Origin of the sequence: Streptomyces sp. NBC_00829, assembly GCF_045161795.1 — a bacterium.
GTDB lineage: Bacteria > Actinomycetota > Actinomycetes > Streptomycetales > Streptomycetaceae > Streptomyces.
Genome location: NZ_CP108867.1, coordinates 2,592,655 through 2,609,182 on the forward strand (window position 1 = coordinate 2,592,655; position 16,528 = coordinate 2,609,182).

A 16,528-nucleotide genomic window follows, 5' to 3' on the forward strand; every position below is an offset into this window, starting at 1 on the left:
CCTGGCCTTTACCGGAGCTCGCCGCCCAGACCCCGGTAGGAGTCCTCCAGCCGGGTGATCTCCTGGCGTATGCGGTCCGCCGCCGGTGAGCGACCGGTGGCGGCGGACAGCAGCGAGAGCACCGCCCGGTGCTCCTCCAGGGCGCGTTCGGGGCCGACCGTGCGCTCCAGACGGGAGGCCCTGAGCAGCTGGGCCGAGACCGCCCGTTCCAGGACCTCACCGGCGCCGGGCTGGGCCGCGGCCCTGCGGTAGTGGGCGGCGGCGTCCAGAAGCCGGGGGCGGGAGGCCGTGCGCTGCGCCAGCAGGGCGGCGGCCAGGGCGCGGTACCACCAGGCGTACGCGGCCAGTTCGGGATCGGCCGTCGCACGGGCCGTCGCGCCCAGCGCCCAGTCCGCCTCGTGCAGGTCGGCGACCGTCTCGTCGGCGCGGAATCGCTCGATGTAGGCGTGGCCCAGCAGGGCCCGGCGGCGCGGCAGTTCCGGGTCGGCCGCCCGTGTCTCGTCGATGGCGCCGCGCAGGGCGCGCACGGCAGCGTGGATATCGGTGTCCGCGACCTTGTCCACACCGCGTTCGGTGAGCTGCCTGCCGAGCGAGGTGAGGGCGGCGGCACGGGCCAGGTCGTTCCACGGCAGCAGCGGCACCGCCTCGGTCCAGGCGGCGATCGCCGAGTCGCGCAGCGCCCAGACGCCGGTGGAGACATAGCGCTGTTCCAGGACGCGAGCCATCCGCAGCAGGATGTCGGCCTGTGTCTGCTCGTCCTTGCCGACGTGTCGGCGCGCCTGGTCCAGGGCCTGGAGGATGCGCAGCCGGTCGTCGTCGTCCGGGTACTCGTGGGCGAAGGCGATGGCGTCCGCGTAGTCCAGCCAGGCGCGGCAGAGCTGGGTCCCGGGGACGGCCTCCCAGTCGAGTCCGTCGATGCCCGCGTGCAGGTCCTCGTCGGCCCGGTCGGCGTAGGCGCGGGAGGCGATGAGGTCCTGCGCGTCGGCGGCGCGGGCGACGGGTCCCTCGCCGCGGTGATGGCGGGCCAGTTCGAGCAGCAGTCCGCCCTCGACGAGCAGCCCGGGCGCGATCTGGGCGGACTCGGGGCCCTCCTCCCTCAGCAGCAGCCGGACGACGCGCAGGGCCGTGCGCATCGTCCGGGTGAACCAGTCCTCGGGCCGGACCGGGCCGCGCAGCGCGTACGGAGCGCCGGTCACCGCGAGCCGCCGCAGCACCCGCACCCTGGCCGCCGCCGCCGCTTCCCGCAGTCCTGGTTCGTCGTCGAACCGGGGTGTGCTGTCGGTCAGTTCGGCGAGGCTGGCGTCCGCGGTCGACAGCAGGACCGCCGCGACCAGATGTGGATCGCCCGGTCCGGCGGACGCCTGAAGGCGTACCCACTCCGGCATCAGAGCGGGGCTCAGCCGGCCCGACTCCACCTCGTCCGCCATGGCCTCCAGCACCTGCGCCAGCGTCAGCTGAGCCCGTGGCCCGCCGCTGATCGCGTTCTGCGCGGCGTCCAGTGCCTCGCGCAGGTCCTCGGGCAGGGGCCGCACCAGCCAGCGCCGCAGGAGGGCGTCGGCGAGCTCGCCGTAGAGCACGGCCCGCTCGGCCGTTCTCCGTTCGGCCTGGGCGGCGGAGCCGAGAAGCCTGATCGCCTCGTCCAGGTCCCGTACGGTGCCGTACTCGCCGAAGTGCGCAAGGCAGGCGCGGGCCCGCGAGGCGAGCCCCGCCGCGCCCTCCTTCGGCAGACCGCCGGGGGGCACCGTGGGTCCGGGCACCCCGAGCCGACGCAGGACCTGCGCCGAAACCTGCGCGAAGGCCGACTGGCTGCGGCTGCCGGGACCGCCGGACGCCGCCGGGTGCGGGTCGACCGAGCCGGCGAGAAAGGCCGCGGCCAGGGCGGGGAAGTTACGGACCGAGCGGCCGTAGCGTGTGGCGACGTACTCGGAGCAGTGCTTGAGCACCAGCGCCGCGCTGCTCGCCCCGAGCTGGCCGATCAGCTCCTCGCGGACTCCGTCCAGGAAGACGTACGCAGGGCCTCCCTCGATCTCCGCCAGGGGGTCGTCGTCCCTCCGCAGCAGGCCGCTGAGCAGCACCTCCGCGAGTACGTCGGGGCCGCCACGGACCATCATGGCGCGCTGGACGAGTTGCATCACGGGGAGCACGAGCGGGACCGCCGAGAGGTAGACGGCGAGCTGTGCGGCGGCGGGAGAGGCGGTTCTGCGAAAGGCCCGCACCCGTTCGGACGCCTGGATGTCAGCTTCCGCACGGGAGCGGGACGTGGCGGGTTCGTGGCGTGCCCGGACCAGCCCGGCGGCGGCGTTCAGCGACTGGCCGGTCGCGCCCGCCACCAGCCGCGTCCAGGCGTCGAAGGAGGAGCGGCGCAGCGCGAGCACGGGCACGGGAAGACCCCGTCCGGGATCTCCGGTGCCCTGGTGAGGCGTGAATTCCAGCCGTCCCGCGGGCCCTTCGCGGCGGCGCAGCAGCCCGGGCCGCGCCGGAAGGTGCGTACGCGGCCACATCCGCTGCGGCAGCGGCTGCACGACGGCGACCGGGGCGGTCGCCGCCCAGGTGTGCAGCAGCCGCTGCATACGGCCGCTGCGCCACATCGGACCCGCGCAGTCGCTGAGGACCACGGTCAGCTGCCGTCCGGTGGGGTCACCGAGCTGGGCCGGGGTCGGTGCGTCCTCGTGGAGGCGGTGGACGGCCACCTCACGGAACGCGCCCGCGCGCTCGCAGACCTGCCGCAGTTCGTCAAGTGCCGTGTCCCACACCACGTTCGAGGAGGAGTCGTCCATGACGAGCGCGAGGCGCGCCTCGCGTCGGCGGATGGTGCGCAGCACCGGCACCACCAGGCCGGTGTCGGCGGCGCGGTCGGCCGTCGCCACCTCGTCGATAGCGCGACGGACCAGGCGTATCGGCGGCCGGAAGCGCTGAAGGGGCCGCAGGGCGCGCTGGAGACCCAGCGCGTCGGGCAGCGCGGTGGCCGCGGGCACCGGGACCCGGCTCATCCCTGCGGCCGGTATGCCGTCCGCAGGGCCCTCCGGCTGCGCCGGTGCGTACAGGTCGACGCGGGGGCGGGGCGGTGAACCCGCGCGGTGCGGGACGGATGAGGGCGCGGGCACCTCCGGCGCCTCCACCGCCGGAGGTCCGGGCGCTGTCCCGGCCTGCCCGGCAGGGGCCGCGCCCTGCTGCCGGTGTGCCGCGGCCGGCACATGGCGGGCCAGCCACAGCGCGTCCGCCAGTTGCTCGGCGGTCGGCCTCAGCTCCGCCTCGCGCAGCCGCGCGACCAGGGCGGTCAGCGCGCTGAGCTGTCCAGAGGGCGGACCGGCCGCGTTCATCGTGTCACCGCTGCCGGGTGTCGAGCGGACGGATCAGGAGCTCGGCCAGTTCCTCGCGCCTGCCCGCGTCCTCGCGGACGGCCTGCTGGGTGAGGTAGATGGCGTTCAGGAGCTGGTCGGTGGGCCGCAGTTCGCCGTCGCCGTCCTCGCGGGTGAACCGTCCGATCAGGTCGAGGTTCCGCTCGTCCGCCCCGGCCCCGAAGTGGGCCTGGACCATGGCGGCGAGCCGTTCGTCGCGCGGCGGGTCCAGGTGGAGATGGATGCAGCGCCGCAGCAGCGGGGCGGGGAAGTCCCGCTCGCCGTTGCTGGTCATCACCACGAAGGGGAAGGCGTGACAGCGCACCCGGCCGTCGCGCACCGGCACCCGTCGGCCGTCGTCGCTGAGGACCCGCACCTCGCCCTGGCGCGGCCGGTCGGCCATCCGCTCCAGTTCGGGAAGGGCGAACTCCCCCTCCTCGACCACATTGAGCAGATCGTTCGGCAGGTCGATGTCGCTCTTGTCGAGCTCGTCGATGAGCAGCACCCGGGGCCGCTCGGCCGGCAGCAGGGCGGTGCCCAGCGGCCCGAGCCTGATGTAACGGCCGATGTCGTCGGACCCGCGCCCGGTTCCTCGCTCGGCGAGCTGGGCGTCTTGGAGGCGGCCGATGGCGTCGTAGGTGTAGAGCCCGTCCTTCAGCTCGGTACGGCTGACGATGGGCCACTGCAGAACCCGGCCGAGCCCCAGTTCGTACGCCACGGAGTGCGCCAGCGTGGACTTGCCGGAGCCCGGTTCGCCCGTGACCAGGAGCGGCCGTCGCAAGTACAGGGCCGCGTTGATCAGTTCGAGCGCTTCGGCGTCCTGGGCGGGCGGCGCCTCCACGCGCGCGCCGAGCCGCCGGGTCGACGAACTGTCGATCGGCGGGGCCGGGTCTGGCAGCGGCACTCCGGAGAAGGCACGCCAGGGGGGCGGGGGTGGGAGTCGGTGGATACGGTCGGGATCAGGTGCCCCGACGCCTCGGTAGATCAGCCAGTCGTCCATCGCTCGCTCCTCGTCGGCGGCGGCCGGTGGGACCCGTGGCGGATGACGTGGGGTATGTACCCACCGCCCCGGCGTCCCAGTGCTGGGGAGTGTCCGCAAAGTGTCGGCGTCCGCCCCCGAGGGCCCGTTTCGCGTCGCGGACCGGGCAAGACCCTGTGGCGCGGACCGGGCGAGACCCCGTGGACACGGCCTGGGGGGCCGCCCCTCATGGGGAGTCCACCGGTCCTGTGTCGTCGGCGGGCAGAGGGCGGCTCGGATCGTCGTAGAGCATGGCCACCCCCTCCGCCCAGTGTCTGCTGTTCCTCGATCCGCTGATGTCGTCCCTGATACGGCGCAGCCGGTCGGGAAGCTCAGCCGCGCCCTCGGTACCGGACAGCAGCAGGGCCGCGCCGTTGTGGATGTCGTCGCAGAATTCCGTACACCCGTGGTCGGGATGGCCGTCGGTGTGCCACAGGGCGATGCCGTGTCCGGCCTGGAGTGCCATGCCGATGGCTCTTCGCCCGACCCCGCTGCCTGCGGGGCGGCACAGGACGGGCACCGCGGCGGGCGGCAACTCCTCGAAGTGGCGGGGCCGTGGGACCTGCCGCTGCGGCGGGGTGCGGAACGCCGTGAGCGCCCCGGCGGCGAGTACGCCCTCCCAGCGGCGCTGCCAGACGGCGTCCGGTTTTCCTCGTCTCGCCAGGTCGCGCAGGACCACCATCCGCCGTACGCCGACATACGCCGGATGGTGCAGCCTCGCCATCTCGGTGAGCTGCCAGCGATGGACCGCGGTGTCGAAGTGATCAGCGGGCAGGGCGACTTCGAGCGGGGCCGGGCCATCGGGCGAGTCCACGGACGCGAAGACCTCGTCGAGCGGGCCCCGCAGCTTCTGCACGAGTTGCTCGGGCGGGACGCCGTCGCCGGTCTGCTCCTCGTGCAGCGGCTCGTTCACGTCCTGGCCGTCGTCGACGCGGATCCGCCAGTAGAAACGGACGGGACGGGCGTCGCAGACCGGCTCCAGCTCGACGATCACGACGGCCGAGCCGTCGCCGGGACACGGATAGCGGACGACGGTCCGGTCCTGCCCCTCGGGTGTCCGCGGGTGGACGAGTCCGGGCGGCAGCGTCGCCTGGGTCACCACCGTGTGCACGATGCGGGGCACCTCCTGGAGCCGCCGGGCCACCCAGTCGGCGAGCGCCACCGGGTCGCCGCCGCGGCTGCGCTCGTACTCCACCACCAGCTGGAGGTAGTGCAGCGCGGCGATGGCGGCGACGGGCTGCCCTGCCTCGTACAGCAGCCCGTGTCCGTCGCGCCAGATCCGCGGCAGAAGCTGGCCGGGCGGTGCGGCGACACCCCCGCGGGCCTTCTTGGCGAGCTCGACGACGGGTCGGATGGCGGCGGGCGGGCGCACGGCGGAGAGCAGGTTGAGCGCCTCGCGCCGGTCGCGGGGGCTCCACTGGTCGCCGCCGCTGTGCAGCCCGGCGCCCGGAAGCTGGTGCTGGCGCTCGATCCAGTTGTGCCCGGACACTTTCGGGGACTGGCCGTGCCAGCGGTCGTGGGCGGCCATCAGGGTCTGATACGCCGAGCCGAACCGGCGCAGGGCCGTGGCCGCGATGGCCATGCCGCCGTCGCGTCCGCTGCGGCGGGACTTGAGGATGCCGACGACGGCGCCGGTGTGGGCGTCGAGCACCGGCGATCCCGAACCGCCCCGGGGGAACTCCGCCTCGGGGCGGAAGCGCATCCCATGGTCGTCGTCGAAGCCGTTGATCCGCGCAGCCGCCTTCCAGCGCACGGCCCGCCCCGGGCAGCCGTCCGCCGCGGTCCCCGGCCGGTAGCCCTGAACGATCCCGCGCCCGCCCGGGTAGTCGGTGCGGTCGGTGAGCCAGACGCACTCGTGCTCGACGCCGGCCTCCAGCAGGCGTACGAGGGCGAGATCCTGCTCGACGGGCACCCGCTGCTCGGCCCGCGGCTCGCCGTCGAGCAGCCAGCACTCCAGCCGGGCCTCCAGTGGCTCGCCGTCGTTCACCTCGCTTCCGCACAGGTGGAAGATCCGTCCCTGGTCGCCCCTGAGATGGGGCGCGAGGACGTGCGCGCAGGTCAGGAGCCGACCTGGGGCGACGAAGAAGCCGCTGCCCCACATGGCCGCCTCACCCTGGCGGGGCGCGAAGTGGACGGTGGCGGCGCGCGAGAGGGCGTCGATGACGGAGTCGGAGTCGGTCATAGAGGGTCGGCGGGGGCGGCCGGGTCAGAGGGCGGCGTCTGGGCCGGAGGGACAGGAGGAGGCGGGTCGGTGGGAGGCGGCGCCTGGGCCGGAGGGGCAGAGGGCGGCGGCGGGACATGGGTCGGGAGGCCGGCGATGGTCTGGGCCCGGCCATGCGCCTGGGCCGGGAGGGGTACGGGAGGCGGGTCCGCGGCGGGCCGCCGTGCCTCCGGCTGATCCTTGAGATGCCAGGTGAGCGTGACCTGTACGGACGCCTTCGCCTCCCCCGCGGCCAGCACGGCGAGGGCCACGCCCGACTTGGCGGTCAGCTCGACACCGAAGCTGACGCTCGCCTCGTCCGGCCCGGCAGCCGCCGCCGCGTCCAGGACGGAGGCACCGACCTCGGTGATCAGCCTCCGGAGCTGCTGGACCTTGGCGGTGGCGTTCTCGACGAAGCCGACGTCCTCGTCGTCCTCGCCGTACCCCCCGCCCGCGCCGGAGAGCCGGGCGAGCACCACGGCTCCCCCGGGCAGTTCGATCTGCTGGACGCGTCCGTTCACGGTTCCCCCCGTCTCCCACATGGCCAACTGGTCCCATTGTCACCGTAGTTGTGCCCTGTTCGAATGGCGACGACGTTACTGGCCCGTGCGGTTGCAGGGGAGTGCCCGGAGTCGCCGTAATCTGGTGAGGTAGTCCCCGTCCCGACCAGGAGCATGTCTTGTACTTCACCGATCGCGGCATCGAGGAGCTGGAGAAGCGGCGCGGCGAGGAGGAGATCACCTTCGAGTGGCTCGCCGAGCAGCTGCGCACGTTCGTCGACCTGAACCCGGACTTCGAGGTCCCGGTGGAGCGGCTGGCGACGTGGCTGGCGCGGCTGGACGACGAGGACGAGGACGAATAGCCCTTTGGGGGGCGGCCCTCGGCCGGGGGCGGATGCGCCGCGTCGCCGACCGACGACAACGCAGGCACGGCACCAGGGCACGCGCGCCCTGCAAGATCCAAACGAAAGATCCTAGCCGGCCCGCCCCCGCACCCGGTCGTACAGCAGCCCCAGCACCCCGTGCGTGATCAGCAGCGCCCCCGCCGCACTCCACCCCCCGCGCCTGTGCCACGCGCCCCACACCACCAGCGGCACCCCCGCCGCCAGCTGGGCCGCACCGAACGTGCGGGCTCTCGGTCCGCGGAGCCAGGGGCCGAGCGGGCCCTCCTCGACCAGGTCCAGCTCGGCCTGTACGGCATCGCGCCAGCCCTGCCACTCCACCGGCTCCGCGCCGAGGGCACGAGCGGCCGACCGCAGCCGGTCGGCCGGTTCGCCCGGCGCGAGGCCCTCGGGCAGGTGGAGCCCGGCCCGCTCCAGGACCGCGATCAGGGCGAGCAGCCGGGCCCGCGCGTCCGCATCGGGATCGGGTCGCGTGAGCGGCTCCAGCGACTGGAGGTCGAGTACGGGATCGAGCCCGAGGCGTTGCCCGAACGTCCGCATCGCCTCGTCCTCGCCGACCGGCGTACCGTCCGCGAGCCAGACATAGCCCACGGGCCTGCGGAAGCCCGCCGCCAGCGTGAACCCGGCACGGTCGCCGTCCCACCACAGCGCGAGCACCGGCCGGCTCACCCCGAGCGCGATGGCGCAGGCCCAGCCGGAGAGCACCCGGTCGACCGGTTCACCACCGTCCAGCCAGGGCTTTCCCTCGGGGACGAGCGCGCTCCACTGCTGACCGGCCGAGATGAGGAGCTGCTGCTCGTGCAGCAGATGGGCGGGGGACCGTACGGCTGCCGGCTCGGCCCGGCAGAGCAGGAGCGCCCCCGGGGAGGTCGCCTTCATGGGCCATACGCTAGCCAATTTGACCCGATATGGCCGTTCGCACGCCTATCGCCGCGCTTGACATCCCATATTCGCGATATATCGTATCGAGCAAGAGACGCGATATGTTGCGTCACGACCCACAGGGAGGTCGCCATCATGTCCGAGTGGTCCGTCTCAGAGCCGAAGAAGCTCACCTTCGACGACCCCGTGACGGCACTCAACGTGCGCATCGTCAACGGAACGGTCAACGTCGTCGGCACGGACGAAGGTTCCGCCCGCCTGGAGATCTCAGAGATCGAGGGCCCGCCGCTGATCGTCACCCAGCAGGGCTCCACGCTCACCGTCGCCTACGAGGACCTGCCCTGGAAGGGTTTCCTCAAGTGGCTCGACCGCAAGGGCTGGCACCGCAGCGCGGTCGTCTCCCTCACCGTTCCGGCGGGTTCCGCCGTAGAGGTCGGCGCGGTGGGCGCGGGCGCCTTCGTCTCCGGCATCCGGGGGACGACGGACGTGCGCGGCGTCAGCGGCGACACCACCCTCGTCGGGCTCTCCGGTGCGGTCCGCGCCGAGACGGTCTCCGGAAACCTGGAGGCGCAGTCCGTCACCGGCGATCTGCGCTACCAGTCCGTCTCCGGCGACCTGACCGTGATCGAGGGCGCCGGCTCCTCCGTACAGGCCGAGTCCGTCAGCGGCGACATGGTCATCGACCTGGAGCCGGGCGACCGGCCCACCAACCTCCGGCTGACCACCATCTCCGGAGAGGTCGCGATCCGGCTGCCGCACCCGGCGGACGCGAAGGTCGAGGCGAACACCGCGAGCGGTGCCGTCTCCAACGCCTTCGAGGATCTGCGCGTGAGCGGCCAGTGGGGCGCGAAGAAGATCACGGGCACGCTGGGCGCGGGGACGGGCAAGCTCAGGGCGACGACCGTGTCCGGCTCGATCGCACTGCTGCGAAGGCCGCCGTCGGAGGACGAACCGCACGACGCAGCCCCGACAGGAAAGGTGCTCTGACATGCCGCCCGTCTTCGCTCACGGCCGACTGCGGCTGTATCTGCTCAAGCTCCTGGACGAGGCTCCGCGCCACGGGTACGAGGTGATCCGTCTGCTTGAGGAGCGCTTCCAGGGGCTGTACGCACCTTCGGCGGGCACGGTGTACCCGCGGCTGGCCAAGCTGGAGGCCGAGGGGCTGGTCACGCACGCCACGGAAGGCGGGCGCAAGGTCTACTCGATCACCGACGCGGGCCGCGAGGAACTGGCGGGCCGGGGCGGCGAACTCGCCGATCTCGAACTGGAGATCCGCGAGTCCGTCTCCGAGCTGGCCGCGGAGATCCGTGACGATGTGCGCGGCGCGGCGGGCAAGCTGCGCAGCGAGATGCGCGCGGCGGCGTCCGAGACGCGCAGGACGCCCGGCACGGAGAAGGACTGGGGCGACTCGGAGTCGTGGCGGGCGGCGAAGGAGGAGCTGCGCCGCGCCAAGCAGGAGTGGAAGGAGCAGGCGCGCCGCGCGAAGGACGAGTCGCGCCGGGCCCGCGAGGACGCGCAGCAGGCGCGGCGCCAGGCGAAGGAGGCGCAGGACGCGGCCCGCCGGGAGATGCAGCGCATCGCCAAGCAGGTTCAGGACCAGGTGCAGGACCACTTTGTGCGGGGCGACTGGCCGACGGGGGTTCGGGAGGGCCTGTCGGAGCTGAGCATGCAGCTGGGCGGGCTGGCGAAGGGGACGGCCTGGCCGCCGTACACGAAGCAGGACGCGCCTCAGGAGCCGTCGCCCGGGCAATCGGCCGAGCCGTCGGGTGAGCCGTCGGGTGAGCCGTCGGGTGAGCCGTCGGGTGAGCCGTCGGGTGAGCCGTCGGGTGAGCCGTCGGGTGAGCCGTCGGGTGCGGCACCGGAGTGGGTCAAGGACACGACCACGTCGACGAACCCGGCCCGGGACCTGGACCGCCTGCTGGACCGCTTCCGCGACGACATCCGCGACGCGGCGAGGGACAACGGAGTGACCCCGGCCCAACTGGCCGACGCCCGCCGCCACTTGTCGACGGCGGCAGCGCACATCGGCGCGGTGCTGCGGGGCCCGAAGGGCTAGGGTCCCTCTCCTGGATCAGGCCGGATCGGCGAGCGGGGCCGGTGCCGTGGATCGCACGCGGAGGCATGGCGGAGCCGTGCCTCCCGGCCTCCCCGACGCGACCAGGCGAAGCCGCCGGGACACGGGGTGGGGGGGCGTCAGCCCCCCACCCCGCGGGCGTCAGCCCCCCGCCCGCACCCCACCGTCACCCGGCCACCGCACCTCCACGCCCGAACATCGCCCTCTCCACCGCCCCATATGTCACCCCGTACTCCCCCATCACATCCGCCACCACCCCCGCCTTCCCCATCAGCGCCAGCAGCACATGCTCACCCCCGATGCGCCTGTCCCCTCGGCCCGTTGCGATGCGAAGCGACCGCACCAGCGTGTCCTTCGCCGAGACCGCAAAGGGGCGACGCTGCCCGGCCCACCAGCGCTTCGGACCCCGGCTCACCGCCAACGCCCCTTCGCCGTGGACCGATTCGACCTTCGAGACGATCTGGAGCACATCGATCCCGAGCTCGGCCAACGCGTCCGAGTCCGCCTTGGTGAGCCCGCCGCGGCGTCTTACGTCCGCGAGCGACGCCTCCACCGACTCCCGTCGGTCCGTGATCCCCAGGGACGCGAAAGCGAAGGCGGCGCGCGTCCCCTCCTGGTCGAGCAGCGCGAGGAGCAGATGCTCCTCGGTGACGGCGTCCGCACCCGCCCGCTGCGCGTGTTCCGAGGAGCCCGTCACGACATCCCGGGCGTCCTTGGTGAAGCGCTCGAACATCACTGCCTCCCGTACTTCTTGTGCACGGCCTGCCGGCTGACGCCCAGCTCGGCCGCGATCTCCTGCCACGACCAGCCCTGATTGCGGGCACTGCGCACCTGTACGGCTTCGAGCTGCTCCAGGAGCCGCCGCAGAGCAGCGACGGCCCGCAGCCCGACCCGGGGGTCGCGATCGCCCGCCCGCTCGGCGAGATCGGTTGCTTCGGTCATACATGTCAACCTACATTGACAGTTGTCCACAGTCAACCCCGGTTGACATCAACCCGTCGTACCGTGGTCACGTGATCGATTTCCGTGAGTCCGCACCCGTGACCGGCAGCCTCGACGTCCAGTGGCACGCCGGCTGGCCCTCCCCGAAGCACGACCCCGCTCCGGAGATACAGGTGCATGCCTACTCCGAACACACGGTGATCCTGCGGCAGAACAAGTCCGTGCACTTCGAAGCCCCGTTCCTCTTCCTCCTGTTCGGGAATGAACGAGCGCTGCTCCTGGACACGGGCGCGACGGCCGACCCCGCGCACTTCCCCCTGCGCGCCACCGTCGACACGCTGATCGAGCGGTGGCTGACCCGCCATCCGCGCCCGCACTACGGCCTGCTGGTCGCCCACACCCATGGCCACGGCGACCACATCGCGGGCGACGCCCAGTTCGCCGACCGCCCGCGCACCGAGGTCGTCGGGCCGTCGCCGGCCGAGGTGCGGGACGCCTTCGGGTTCGAGGACTGGCCGCGGGGGCGCGCCGAGCTGGACCTCGGCGGGCGGGTGCTGGATCTGCTCCCCGGCCCCGGGCACCAGGAGGCGGCGGTCGTCTTCCACGACCGGCACACCGGCCTGCTGCTCACCGGCGACTCCCTCTACCCCGGCCGGTTGTACGTCCAGGACGAGGCGGTATTCGCCGCCACCGTCGACCGGCTGCTCGCCTTCTGTGCGACGACCCCGACAACCCACGTCCTCGGTTGCCACATCGAGATGACGACGAGGGCGAACAAGGACTACCCCCGCGGCACCACGTATCAGCCGGACGAGCCCCCGCTCCAGCTGACGACCGCGCATCTCGGGCGGCTGCGCGATGCCCTGGCCGAGCGCAGCAGCCACTGCGACGACTTCATCGTGGTGTACGGGGAGTGACGGTGACGGTGATTCGTGCCCCGGGCAGGGCCAGGATCCGCACCGTCACCGCCCGCCCGGCGGGCACCAGCGGGGTGCCGGTCCGGGCGGGGCCGTCCAGGGCGATACGCCAGCCGGACGCGCTCGGCGGCAGGGAGACCTCGGTCGCGGCGCGGCCGGTCGCGCCGTCCCGCCCTGCCGCCCGGTAGACCAAGCGGTACGTCCCGGCACCCGGGTCGTACGCGTCGGCCGCCACCTGCCCCGCCACGGCCGCCGCGTACGGCGAGGCGGTCTGCTCCTTGTTGGCGCGGAAGCGGCCCCGCTCGTCGACGGCGCAGTAGCCACCGCCGTAGCACCACACATAGCCGGTCCAGCCAGAGCTGTAGCGGTTCAGGGAAGCCAGCGCCTCGCGGTAGAAGCGGGGCATGTTCGGAAGGGAGCTGTTCAGAGGTCCCCACTCCCCCACCACGACCGGGATCCGCTGCGCCTTCGGGTAGAGCGTCACCGCCGCCTCGTACGCCTCGATCCAGCCCGCCGCAGGGTCGTAGTCCGCGCCCGCCTCCATCGAGGCGTTGTAGAAGTGCGGGGCGTAGACGACCTTGGGGTCCTCGATCGTGCCGAGGCCGGTCGGAACGCCCTCGCCGACGATGGGGGTCGGTTCGACGAAGACCCAGTTGTCGTCGTCCACCGAGCGGATCGCGTCCGCAAGGCGGTTGTGCATCGGCGTGATCTGCTCGCGCTCGATGCGGCGCGCGGCCACGGGCAGTTCCTCACCCTCCCGCATCTCACCCATGGGCTCGTTGATCAGGTCGTACCCCAGCACGGCCGGATGGTCCTCGAAGCGTTGGGCCAGCACCCGCCACATCCGTGCCTGCGCCCGCCGCAGGTCCTCGTCCCCGTAGAGGTGGGTGAAGGCGCGCTGCACGGCCGGTTCGAAGTACTCGGCGAACCAGTCGTCGGGGTGCGCGGTGAAGGGCAGCCCATCCGTCCGGGTCGCCCACGCGGGGATGCCGCGATGCCCGAACGCCGGGCCGAAGACATCCTGGTGGGCATCGATCAGCACCTGGATGCCGTACTGGTGGGCCCAGTCCAGGATCCGCTCGATCCTGCGCAGATACGCCCCGCTGTACCGGCCGGGCCGGGGCTCCAGGTCGTCCCAGAAGACCAGCAGCCGGGCGGTGTTGAAGCCCTGGGCGCGCAGGTCGCGGAAGTGCCTCTCGGTGATCGCGGAGAGGGCCTGATCGCCGCGGTTCGTCTTGTCCTCGACGTTCCATCCGCGCAGGGTGATCGTCCGGCCCCGGTCGTCGGTCAGCCGGGGGATGCCGGGAGGTCCCGACGTGGCCGGTGAGGCCGAGGGGGTGGCGGAGGGTCGGGGGGTGGCGGAGGGTCGGGTGGTGGCGGAGGCCGAGGGGGTGGCGGAGGCCGGAGCACCCGCCACCAGGAGGAGGCAGCAGCCGATCAGTATCCGTAACCGTCGGCGCGTTCGCATGGGACGGATCCCATCAGCGCACCTGACGGTCCATCAAGAGGCCGTCAGCACGATCTTTCCGAAAAGGTCTCCGCCGGCCATCCGCTCGAAGCCCTCCCTCGCCCGGTCCAGCGGCAGCACCTCGTCGATCACGGGCCGCACACCCGTCGCCGCACAGAAGGAGAGCAGATCCTCCAGTTCGTCCCTGGTGCCCATCGTCGAGCCGACGACCTTCAGCTCCAGGAAGAAGATCCGGGTCAGTTCCGCGTGCGAGGGGCGGTCGCCGCTGGTGGCGCCGGAGATCACCAGCGTGCCGCCCGGCCGCAGCGACTTGACCGAGTGGGACCAGGTCGCCGCGCCGACCGTCTCGATCACGGCGTCCACGCGCCGGGGCAGCCGCGCGCCCGGTGCGTACGCCTCCTCCGCGCCCAGCTCGACGGCCCGCTTGCGCTTGGCCTCGTCGCGGCTGGTGGCGTACACCCGCAGCCCGGCAGCCCTGCCGAGGACGATCGCAGCGGTGGCGACGCCACCGCCCGCACCCTGCACGAGGACGGAGTCGCCGGGCCGCACCCCGGCATTGGTGAAGAGCATCCGGTACGCGGTGAGCCAGGCCGTCGGCAGACAGGCGGCCTGCTCGAAGCTGAGCTCCTTGGGCTTGGGCAGCACGTTCCAGGTAGGGACGCTGACCTGCTCGGCGAAGGTGCCCTGGTAGCGCTCGGTGAGGATGGAGCGCGGCTCGTTCGCGGCGACACCATGGCCGGTCTGTCCGATGACGGAGTGCAGGACCACCTCGTTGCCGTCCGCGTCGATGCCCGCGGCGTCGCAGCCGAGGATCATCGGGAGCTTGTCCTCGGTGAGCCCCACTCCGCGCAGCGACCAGAGGTCGTGGTGATTGAGGGAAGCGGCCTTGACGGTGACGGTGGTCCAGCCGGGACGGACCTCGGGGGCCGGGCGTTCCCCCAGCTCCAGGCCGCTGAGCGGGGCGTCACGGTCGATGCGGGCGGCATAGGCGGCGAACATGACCATGACCATAGGCCGGAGGCGGGAGACGACGGAACCACACACGGGTGTGACACGCGCCGCGTCCGGTGGACCGCCCTGTCCCGCGGGCCGCTGTGTCCCGCGGGCCGCTGGGCCCCGCTCCCGGGCACTTCGGGCAGTCTCCCGATGAGAGGGATGAGCCGGCCGGGTGAGCGGTCCACCCGACCGGCCCAATTGCCGGAACGAAAATCCCGGCGGGTTCGGGGTGACCGGGAGGCTGCCAGGAGCCGGCCGCGCACCGAACCCGAAACCGGGCGGGCGGTGCCGCACCCCCAAGGGGTGCGGCACCGCCCGCCCGATCTGCTCGGCCGTCGCGGCCCCGGGCCGCGACGCGCGCCCCGCGTCAGCGCCGCGCGACACCCTCCGCGCGCGCCGCGGCCGCGACGGCCGCGGTGACCGCCGGGGCCACCCGCTCGTCGAACGGCGAGGGGATCACATAGTCGGCCGCGAGGGCGTCGCCCACGACGTCGGCCAGCGCGTTGGCCGCCGCGATCTTCATGCCCTCGGTGATCCGGGAGGCCCGGACCTGGAGCGCGCCCGCGAAGATCCCGGGGAAGGCCAGCACGTTGTTGATCTGGTTCGGGTAGTCGCTGCGGCCTGTCGCCACCACGGCCGCGTACTTGTGCGCGACATCGGGGTGGACCTCGGGGTTCGGGTTGGCCATCGCGAAGACGAAGGCGCCCGGCGCCATCGAGGCGACCGCGGCCTCGGCGACCGTACCGCCGGAGACGCCGATGAAGACGTCGGCACCGGCCAGGGCGGTCTCCAGGGAGCCCGAGATGCCCGCTTTGTTCGTGATCTCCGCCAGCTCACGCTTCACGGACGTCAGGTCGTCGCGGTCGCTGCTGACGATGCCCTTGCGGTCGGCCACCGCCACATCGCCGATACCGGCCTCCAGCAGGAACTTCGCGATGGCCACCCCGGCCGCGCCCGCGCCCGAGATGACCGCGCGCAGGTCGCCCAGCGCCCGTCCGGTCAGCTTCGCGGCGTTGCGCAGCGCGGCGAGGGTCACCACGGCCGTGCCGTGCTGGTCGTCGTGGAAGACGGGAATGTCGACCCGCTCCTGGAGCCTGCGCTCGATCTCGAAGCAGCGCGGCGCCGAGATGTCCTCGAGGTTCACGCCGCCGAAGGAGGGCGCGAGCCGGACCACGGTCTCGATGATCTCGTCCGTGTCGGTCGTGGCGAGCGCGATCGGCACCGCGTCGACCCCGCCGAACTGCTTGAAGAGGATGGCTTTCCCCTCCATGACCGGAAGGGATGCTTCCGGCCCAATGTCGCCCAGTCCGAGCACCGCCGTGCCGTCCGTCACGACTGCGACGACCTGCGACTTCCAGGTGTAGTCGTGGACGAGCTCCGGGTGCTCGGCGATCGCGGTGCACACCTTGGCGACGCCGGGCGTGTACGCAAGGGACAGGTCGTCCTTGTCACGCACCGGCACCGTGGCCTGGATGGCCATCTTGCCGCCGCGATGCAGCGCGAAGGCCGGATCGAAAGGCTCCTCAGGAGCTCCTTCCGCGCCGTCTTCGCTGTCGCTGCGAGGATTGACGATCTCCGCTGCCATTTGATTGACCCCTTAAGTCTTCATCAGTTGAGGGTGGCCACTCCTGGTTGAGGAGGGGTGGGCGGGCACCGCGTTCGTGCCCCGCTCGGCGGGTTGGCCCGCTTCGCGGGGGAGGTACGTACGCGCGGGCGCGCCGCACACGCGCCCTGAGCCCCGGATGAGGGGTGTAAGCGTCCTTCTTACCCGACAGACCGTCCCGGCGACGAG

The 16,528-nt window shown here is 72.7% G+C and carries 14 protein-coding genes; 4 read left to right on the forward strand and 10 right to left on the reverse strand.

Going from position 1 to position 16,528, the window contains the following annotated elements:
- Window positions 1-8 precede the first annotated feature (8 nt).
- The 4 genes from OG293_RS10700 to OG293_RS10715 form a co-directional block, all read right to left on the reverse strand.
- On the reverse strand, window positions 9-3,320 hold the full coding sequence (locus OG293_RS10700) for an SAV_2336 N-terminal domain-related protein (protein ID WP_405998547.1): 3,312 nt from the start codon (window positions 3,318-3,320) through the stop codon (window positions 9-11).
- A 4-nt stretch (window positions 3,321-3,324) separates the two neighbouring features.
- Window positions 3,325-4,338 (reverse strand): AAA family ATPase, encoded by a 1,014-nt coding sequence (locus OG293_RS10705; protein ID WP_405998548.1) that lies wholly within the window; start codon window positions 4,336-4,338, stop codon window positions 3,325-3,327.
- 205 nt (window positions 4,339-4,543) lie between these two features.
- Window positions 4,544-6,538, reverse strand: a complete 1,995-nt coding sequence (locus OG293_RS10710) for a trypsin-like peptidase domain-containing protein (RefSeq protein WP_405998549.1) — start codon at window positions 6,536-6,538, stop codon at window positions 4,544-4,546.
- Window positions 6,535-7,077, reverse strand: a complete 543-nt coding sequence (locus OG293_RS10715; protein WP_405998550.1) for a CU044_2847 family protein — start codon at window positions 7,075-7,077, stop codon at window positions 6,535-6,537. Before OG293_RS10715 ends, OG293_RS10710 begins: the two co-directional genes overlap by 4 nt.
- 158 nt (window positions 7,078-7,235) lie before the next feature.
- Between OG293_RS10715 and OG293_RS10720 the strand changes: the two genes are divergently transcribed.
- Entirely contained in the window at window positions 7,236-7,418 is a 183-nt protein-coding gene (locus OG293_RS10720) for a DUF6104 family protein (protein WP_014176503.1), read from the forward strand.
- A 111-nt stretch (window positions 7,419-7,529) separates the two neighbouring features.
- On the opposite strand, the gene OG293_RS10725 is transcribed toward OG293_RS10720, so the two are convergent.
- On the reverse strand, window positions 7,530-8,336 hold the full coding sequence (locus tag OG293_RS10725) for a hypothetical protein (RefSeq protein ID WP_405998551.1): 807 nt from the start codon (window positions 8,334-8,336) through the stop codon (window positions 7,530-7,532).
- Between the two features lie 138 nt (window positions 8,337-8,474).
- Between OG293_RS10725 and OG293_RS10730 the strand changes: the two genes are divergently transcribed.
- Window positions 8,475-9,326 (forward strand): DUF4097 family beta strand repeat-containing protein, encoded by an 852-nt coding sequence (locus OG293_RS10730; protein ID WP_405998552.1) that lies wholly within the window; start codon window positions 8,475-8,477, stop codon window positions 9,324-9,326.
- A gap of 1 nt (window position 9,327) precedes the next feature.
- Complete coding sequence (locus OG293_RS10735; RefSeq protein WP_405998553.1) at window positions 9,328-10,395, forward strand: helix-turn-helix transcriptional regulator; 1,068 nt, start codon at window positions 9,328-9,330, stop codon at window positions 10,393-10,395.
- Between the two features lie 184 nt (window positions 10,396-10,579).
- Here the strand turns inward: OG293_RS10735 and OG293_RS10740 are convergent, their stop codons facing one another.
- Window positions 10,580-11,146: a Clp protease N-terminal domain-containing protein gene (locus tag OG293_RS10740; protein ID WP_405998554.1), complete on the reverse strand. Its 567-nt coding sequence runs from the start codon at window positions 11,144-11,146 to the stop codon at window positions 10,580-10,582.
- Complete coding sequence (locus OG293_RS10745; protein WP_018571396.1) at window positions 11,146-11,355, reverse strand: helix-turn-helix domain-containing protein; 210 nt, start codon at window positions 11,353-11,355, stop codon at window positions 11,146-11,148. The genes OG293_RS10740 and OG293_RS10745 overlap by 1 nt, the downstream gene beginning before the upstream one ends.
- Before the next feature lie 71 nt (window positions 11,356-11,426).
- On the opposite strand from OG293_RS10745, the gene OG293_RS10750 reads away from it, so the two are divergent.
- Complete coding sequence (locus OG293_RS10750) at window positions 11,427-12,272, forward strand: MBL fold metallo-hydrolase (protein WP_405998555.1); 846 nt, start codon at window positions 11,427-11,429, stop codon at window positions 12,270-12,272.
- Here the strand turns inward: OG293_RS10750 and OG293_RS10755 are convergent.
- The 3 genes from OG293_RS10755 to OG293_RS10765 form a co-directional block, all read right to left on the reverse strand.
- On the reverse strand, window positions 12,250-13,740 hold the full coding sequence (locus tag OG293_RS10755) for a glycoside hydrolase family 5 protein (protein ID WP_405998556.1): 1,491 nt from the start codon (window positions 13,738-13,740) through the stop codon (window positions 12,250-12,252). The two genes, OG293_RS10750 and OG293_RS10755, sit on opposite strands and share 23 nt — an antisense overlap.
- Window positions 13,741-13,773: 33 nt before the next feature.
- Window positions 13,774-14,739: a zinc-binding dehydrogenase gene (locus tag OG293_RS10760; protein ID WP_405998557.1), complete on the reverse strand. Its 966-nt coding sequence runs from the start codon at window positions 14,737-14,739 to the stop codon at window positions 13,774-13,776.
- Between the two features lie 364 nt (window positions 14,740-15,103).
- On the reverse strand, window positions 15,104-16,321 hold the full coding sequence (locus OG293_RS10765) for an NADP-dependent malic enzyme (RefSeq protein WP_405998558.1): 1,218 nt from the start codon (window positions 16,319-16,321) through the stop codon (window positions 15,104-15,106).
- Window positions 16,322-16,528 lie beyond the last annotated feature (207 nt).

Bases quoted from the DNA above. Each gene is read 5' to 3' on its own strand.
- OG293_RS10705 (WP_405998548.1), bottom strand. From the start codon at position 4,338: ATGGACGACTGGCTGATCTACCGAGGCGTCGGGGCACCTGATCCCGAC.
- OG293_RS10725 (WP_405998551.1), bottom strand. From the start codon at position 8,336: ATGAAGGCGACCTCCCCGGGGGCGCTCCTGCTCTGCCGGGCCGAGCCG.
- OG293_RS10710 (WP_405998549.1), bottom strand. From the start codon at position 6,538: ATGACCGACTCCGACTCCGTCATCGACGCCCTCTCGCGCGCCGCCACC.
- OG293_RS10730 (WP_405998552.1), top strand. From the start codon at position 8,475: ATGTCCGAGTGGTCCGTCTCAGAGCCGAAGAAGCTCACCTTCGACGAC.
- OG293_RS10765 (WP_405998558.1), bottom strand. From the start codon at position 16,321: ATGGCAGCGGAGATCGTCAATCCTCGCAGCGACAGCGAAGACGGCGCG.
- OG293_RS10760 (WP_405998557.1), bottom strand. From the start codon at position 14,739: ATGTTCGCCGCCTATGCCGCCCGCATCGACCGTGACGCCCCGCTCAGC.
- OG293_RS10740 (WP_405998554.1), bottom strand. From the start codon at position 11,146: ATGTTCGAGCGCTTCACCAAGGACGCCCGGGATGTCGTGACGGGCTCC.
- OG293_RS10755 (WP_405998556.1), bottom strand. From the start codon at position 13,740: ATGCGAACGCGCCGACGGTTACGGATACTGATCGGCTGCTGCCTCCTC.
- OG293_RS10745 (WP_018571396.1), bottom strand. From the start codon at position 11,355: ATGACCGAAGCAACCGATCTCGCCGAGCGGGCGGGCGATCGCGACCCC.
- OG293_RS10735 (WP_405998553.1), top strand. From the start codon at position 9,328: ATGCCGCCCGTCTTCGCTCACGGCCGACTGCGGCTGTATCTGCTCAAG.
- OG293_RS10700 (WP_405998547.1), bottom strand. From the start codon at position 3,320: ATGAACGCGGCCGGTCCGCCCTCTGGACAGCTCAGCGCGCTGACCGCC.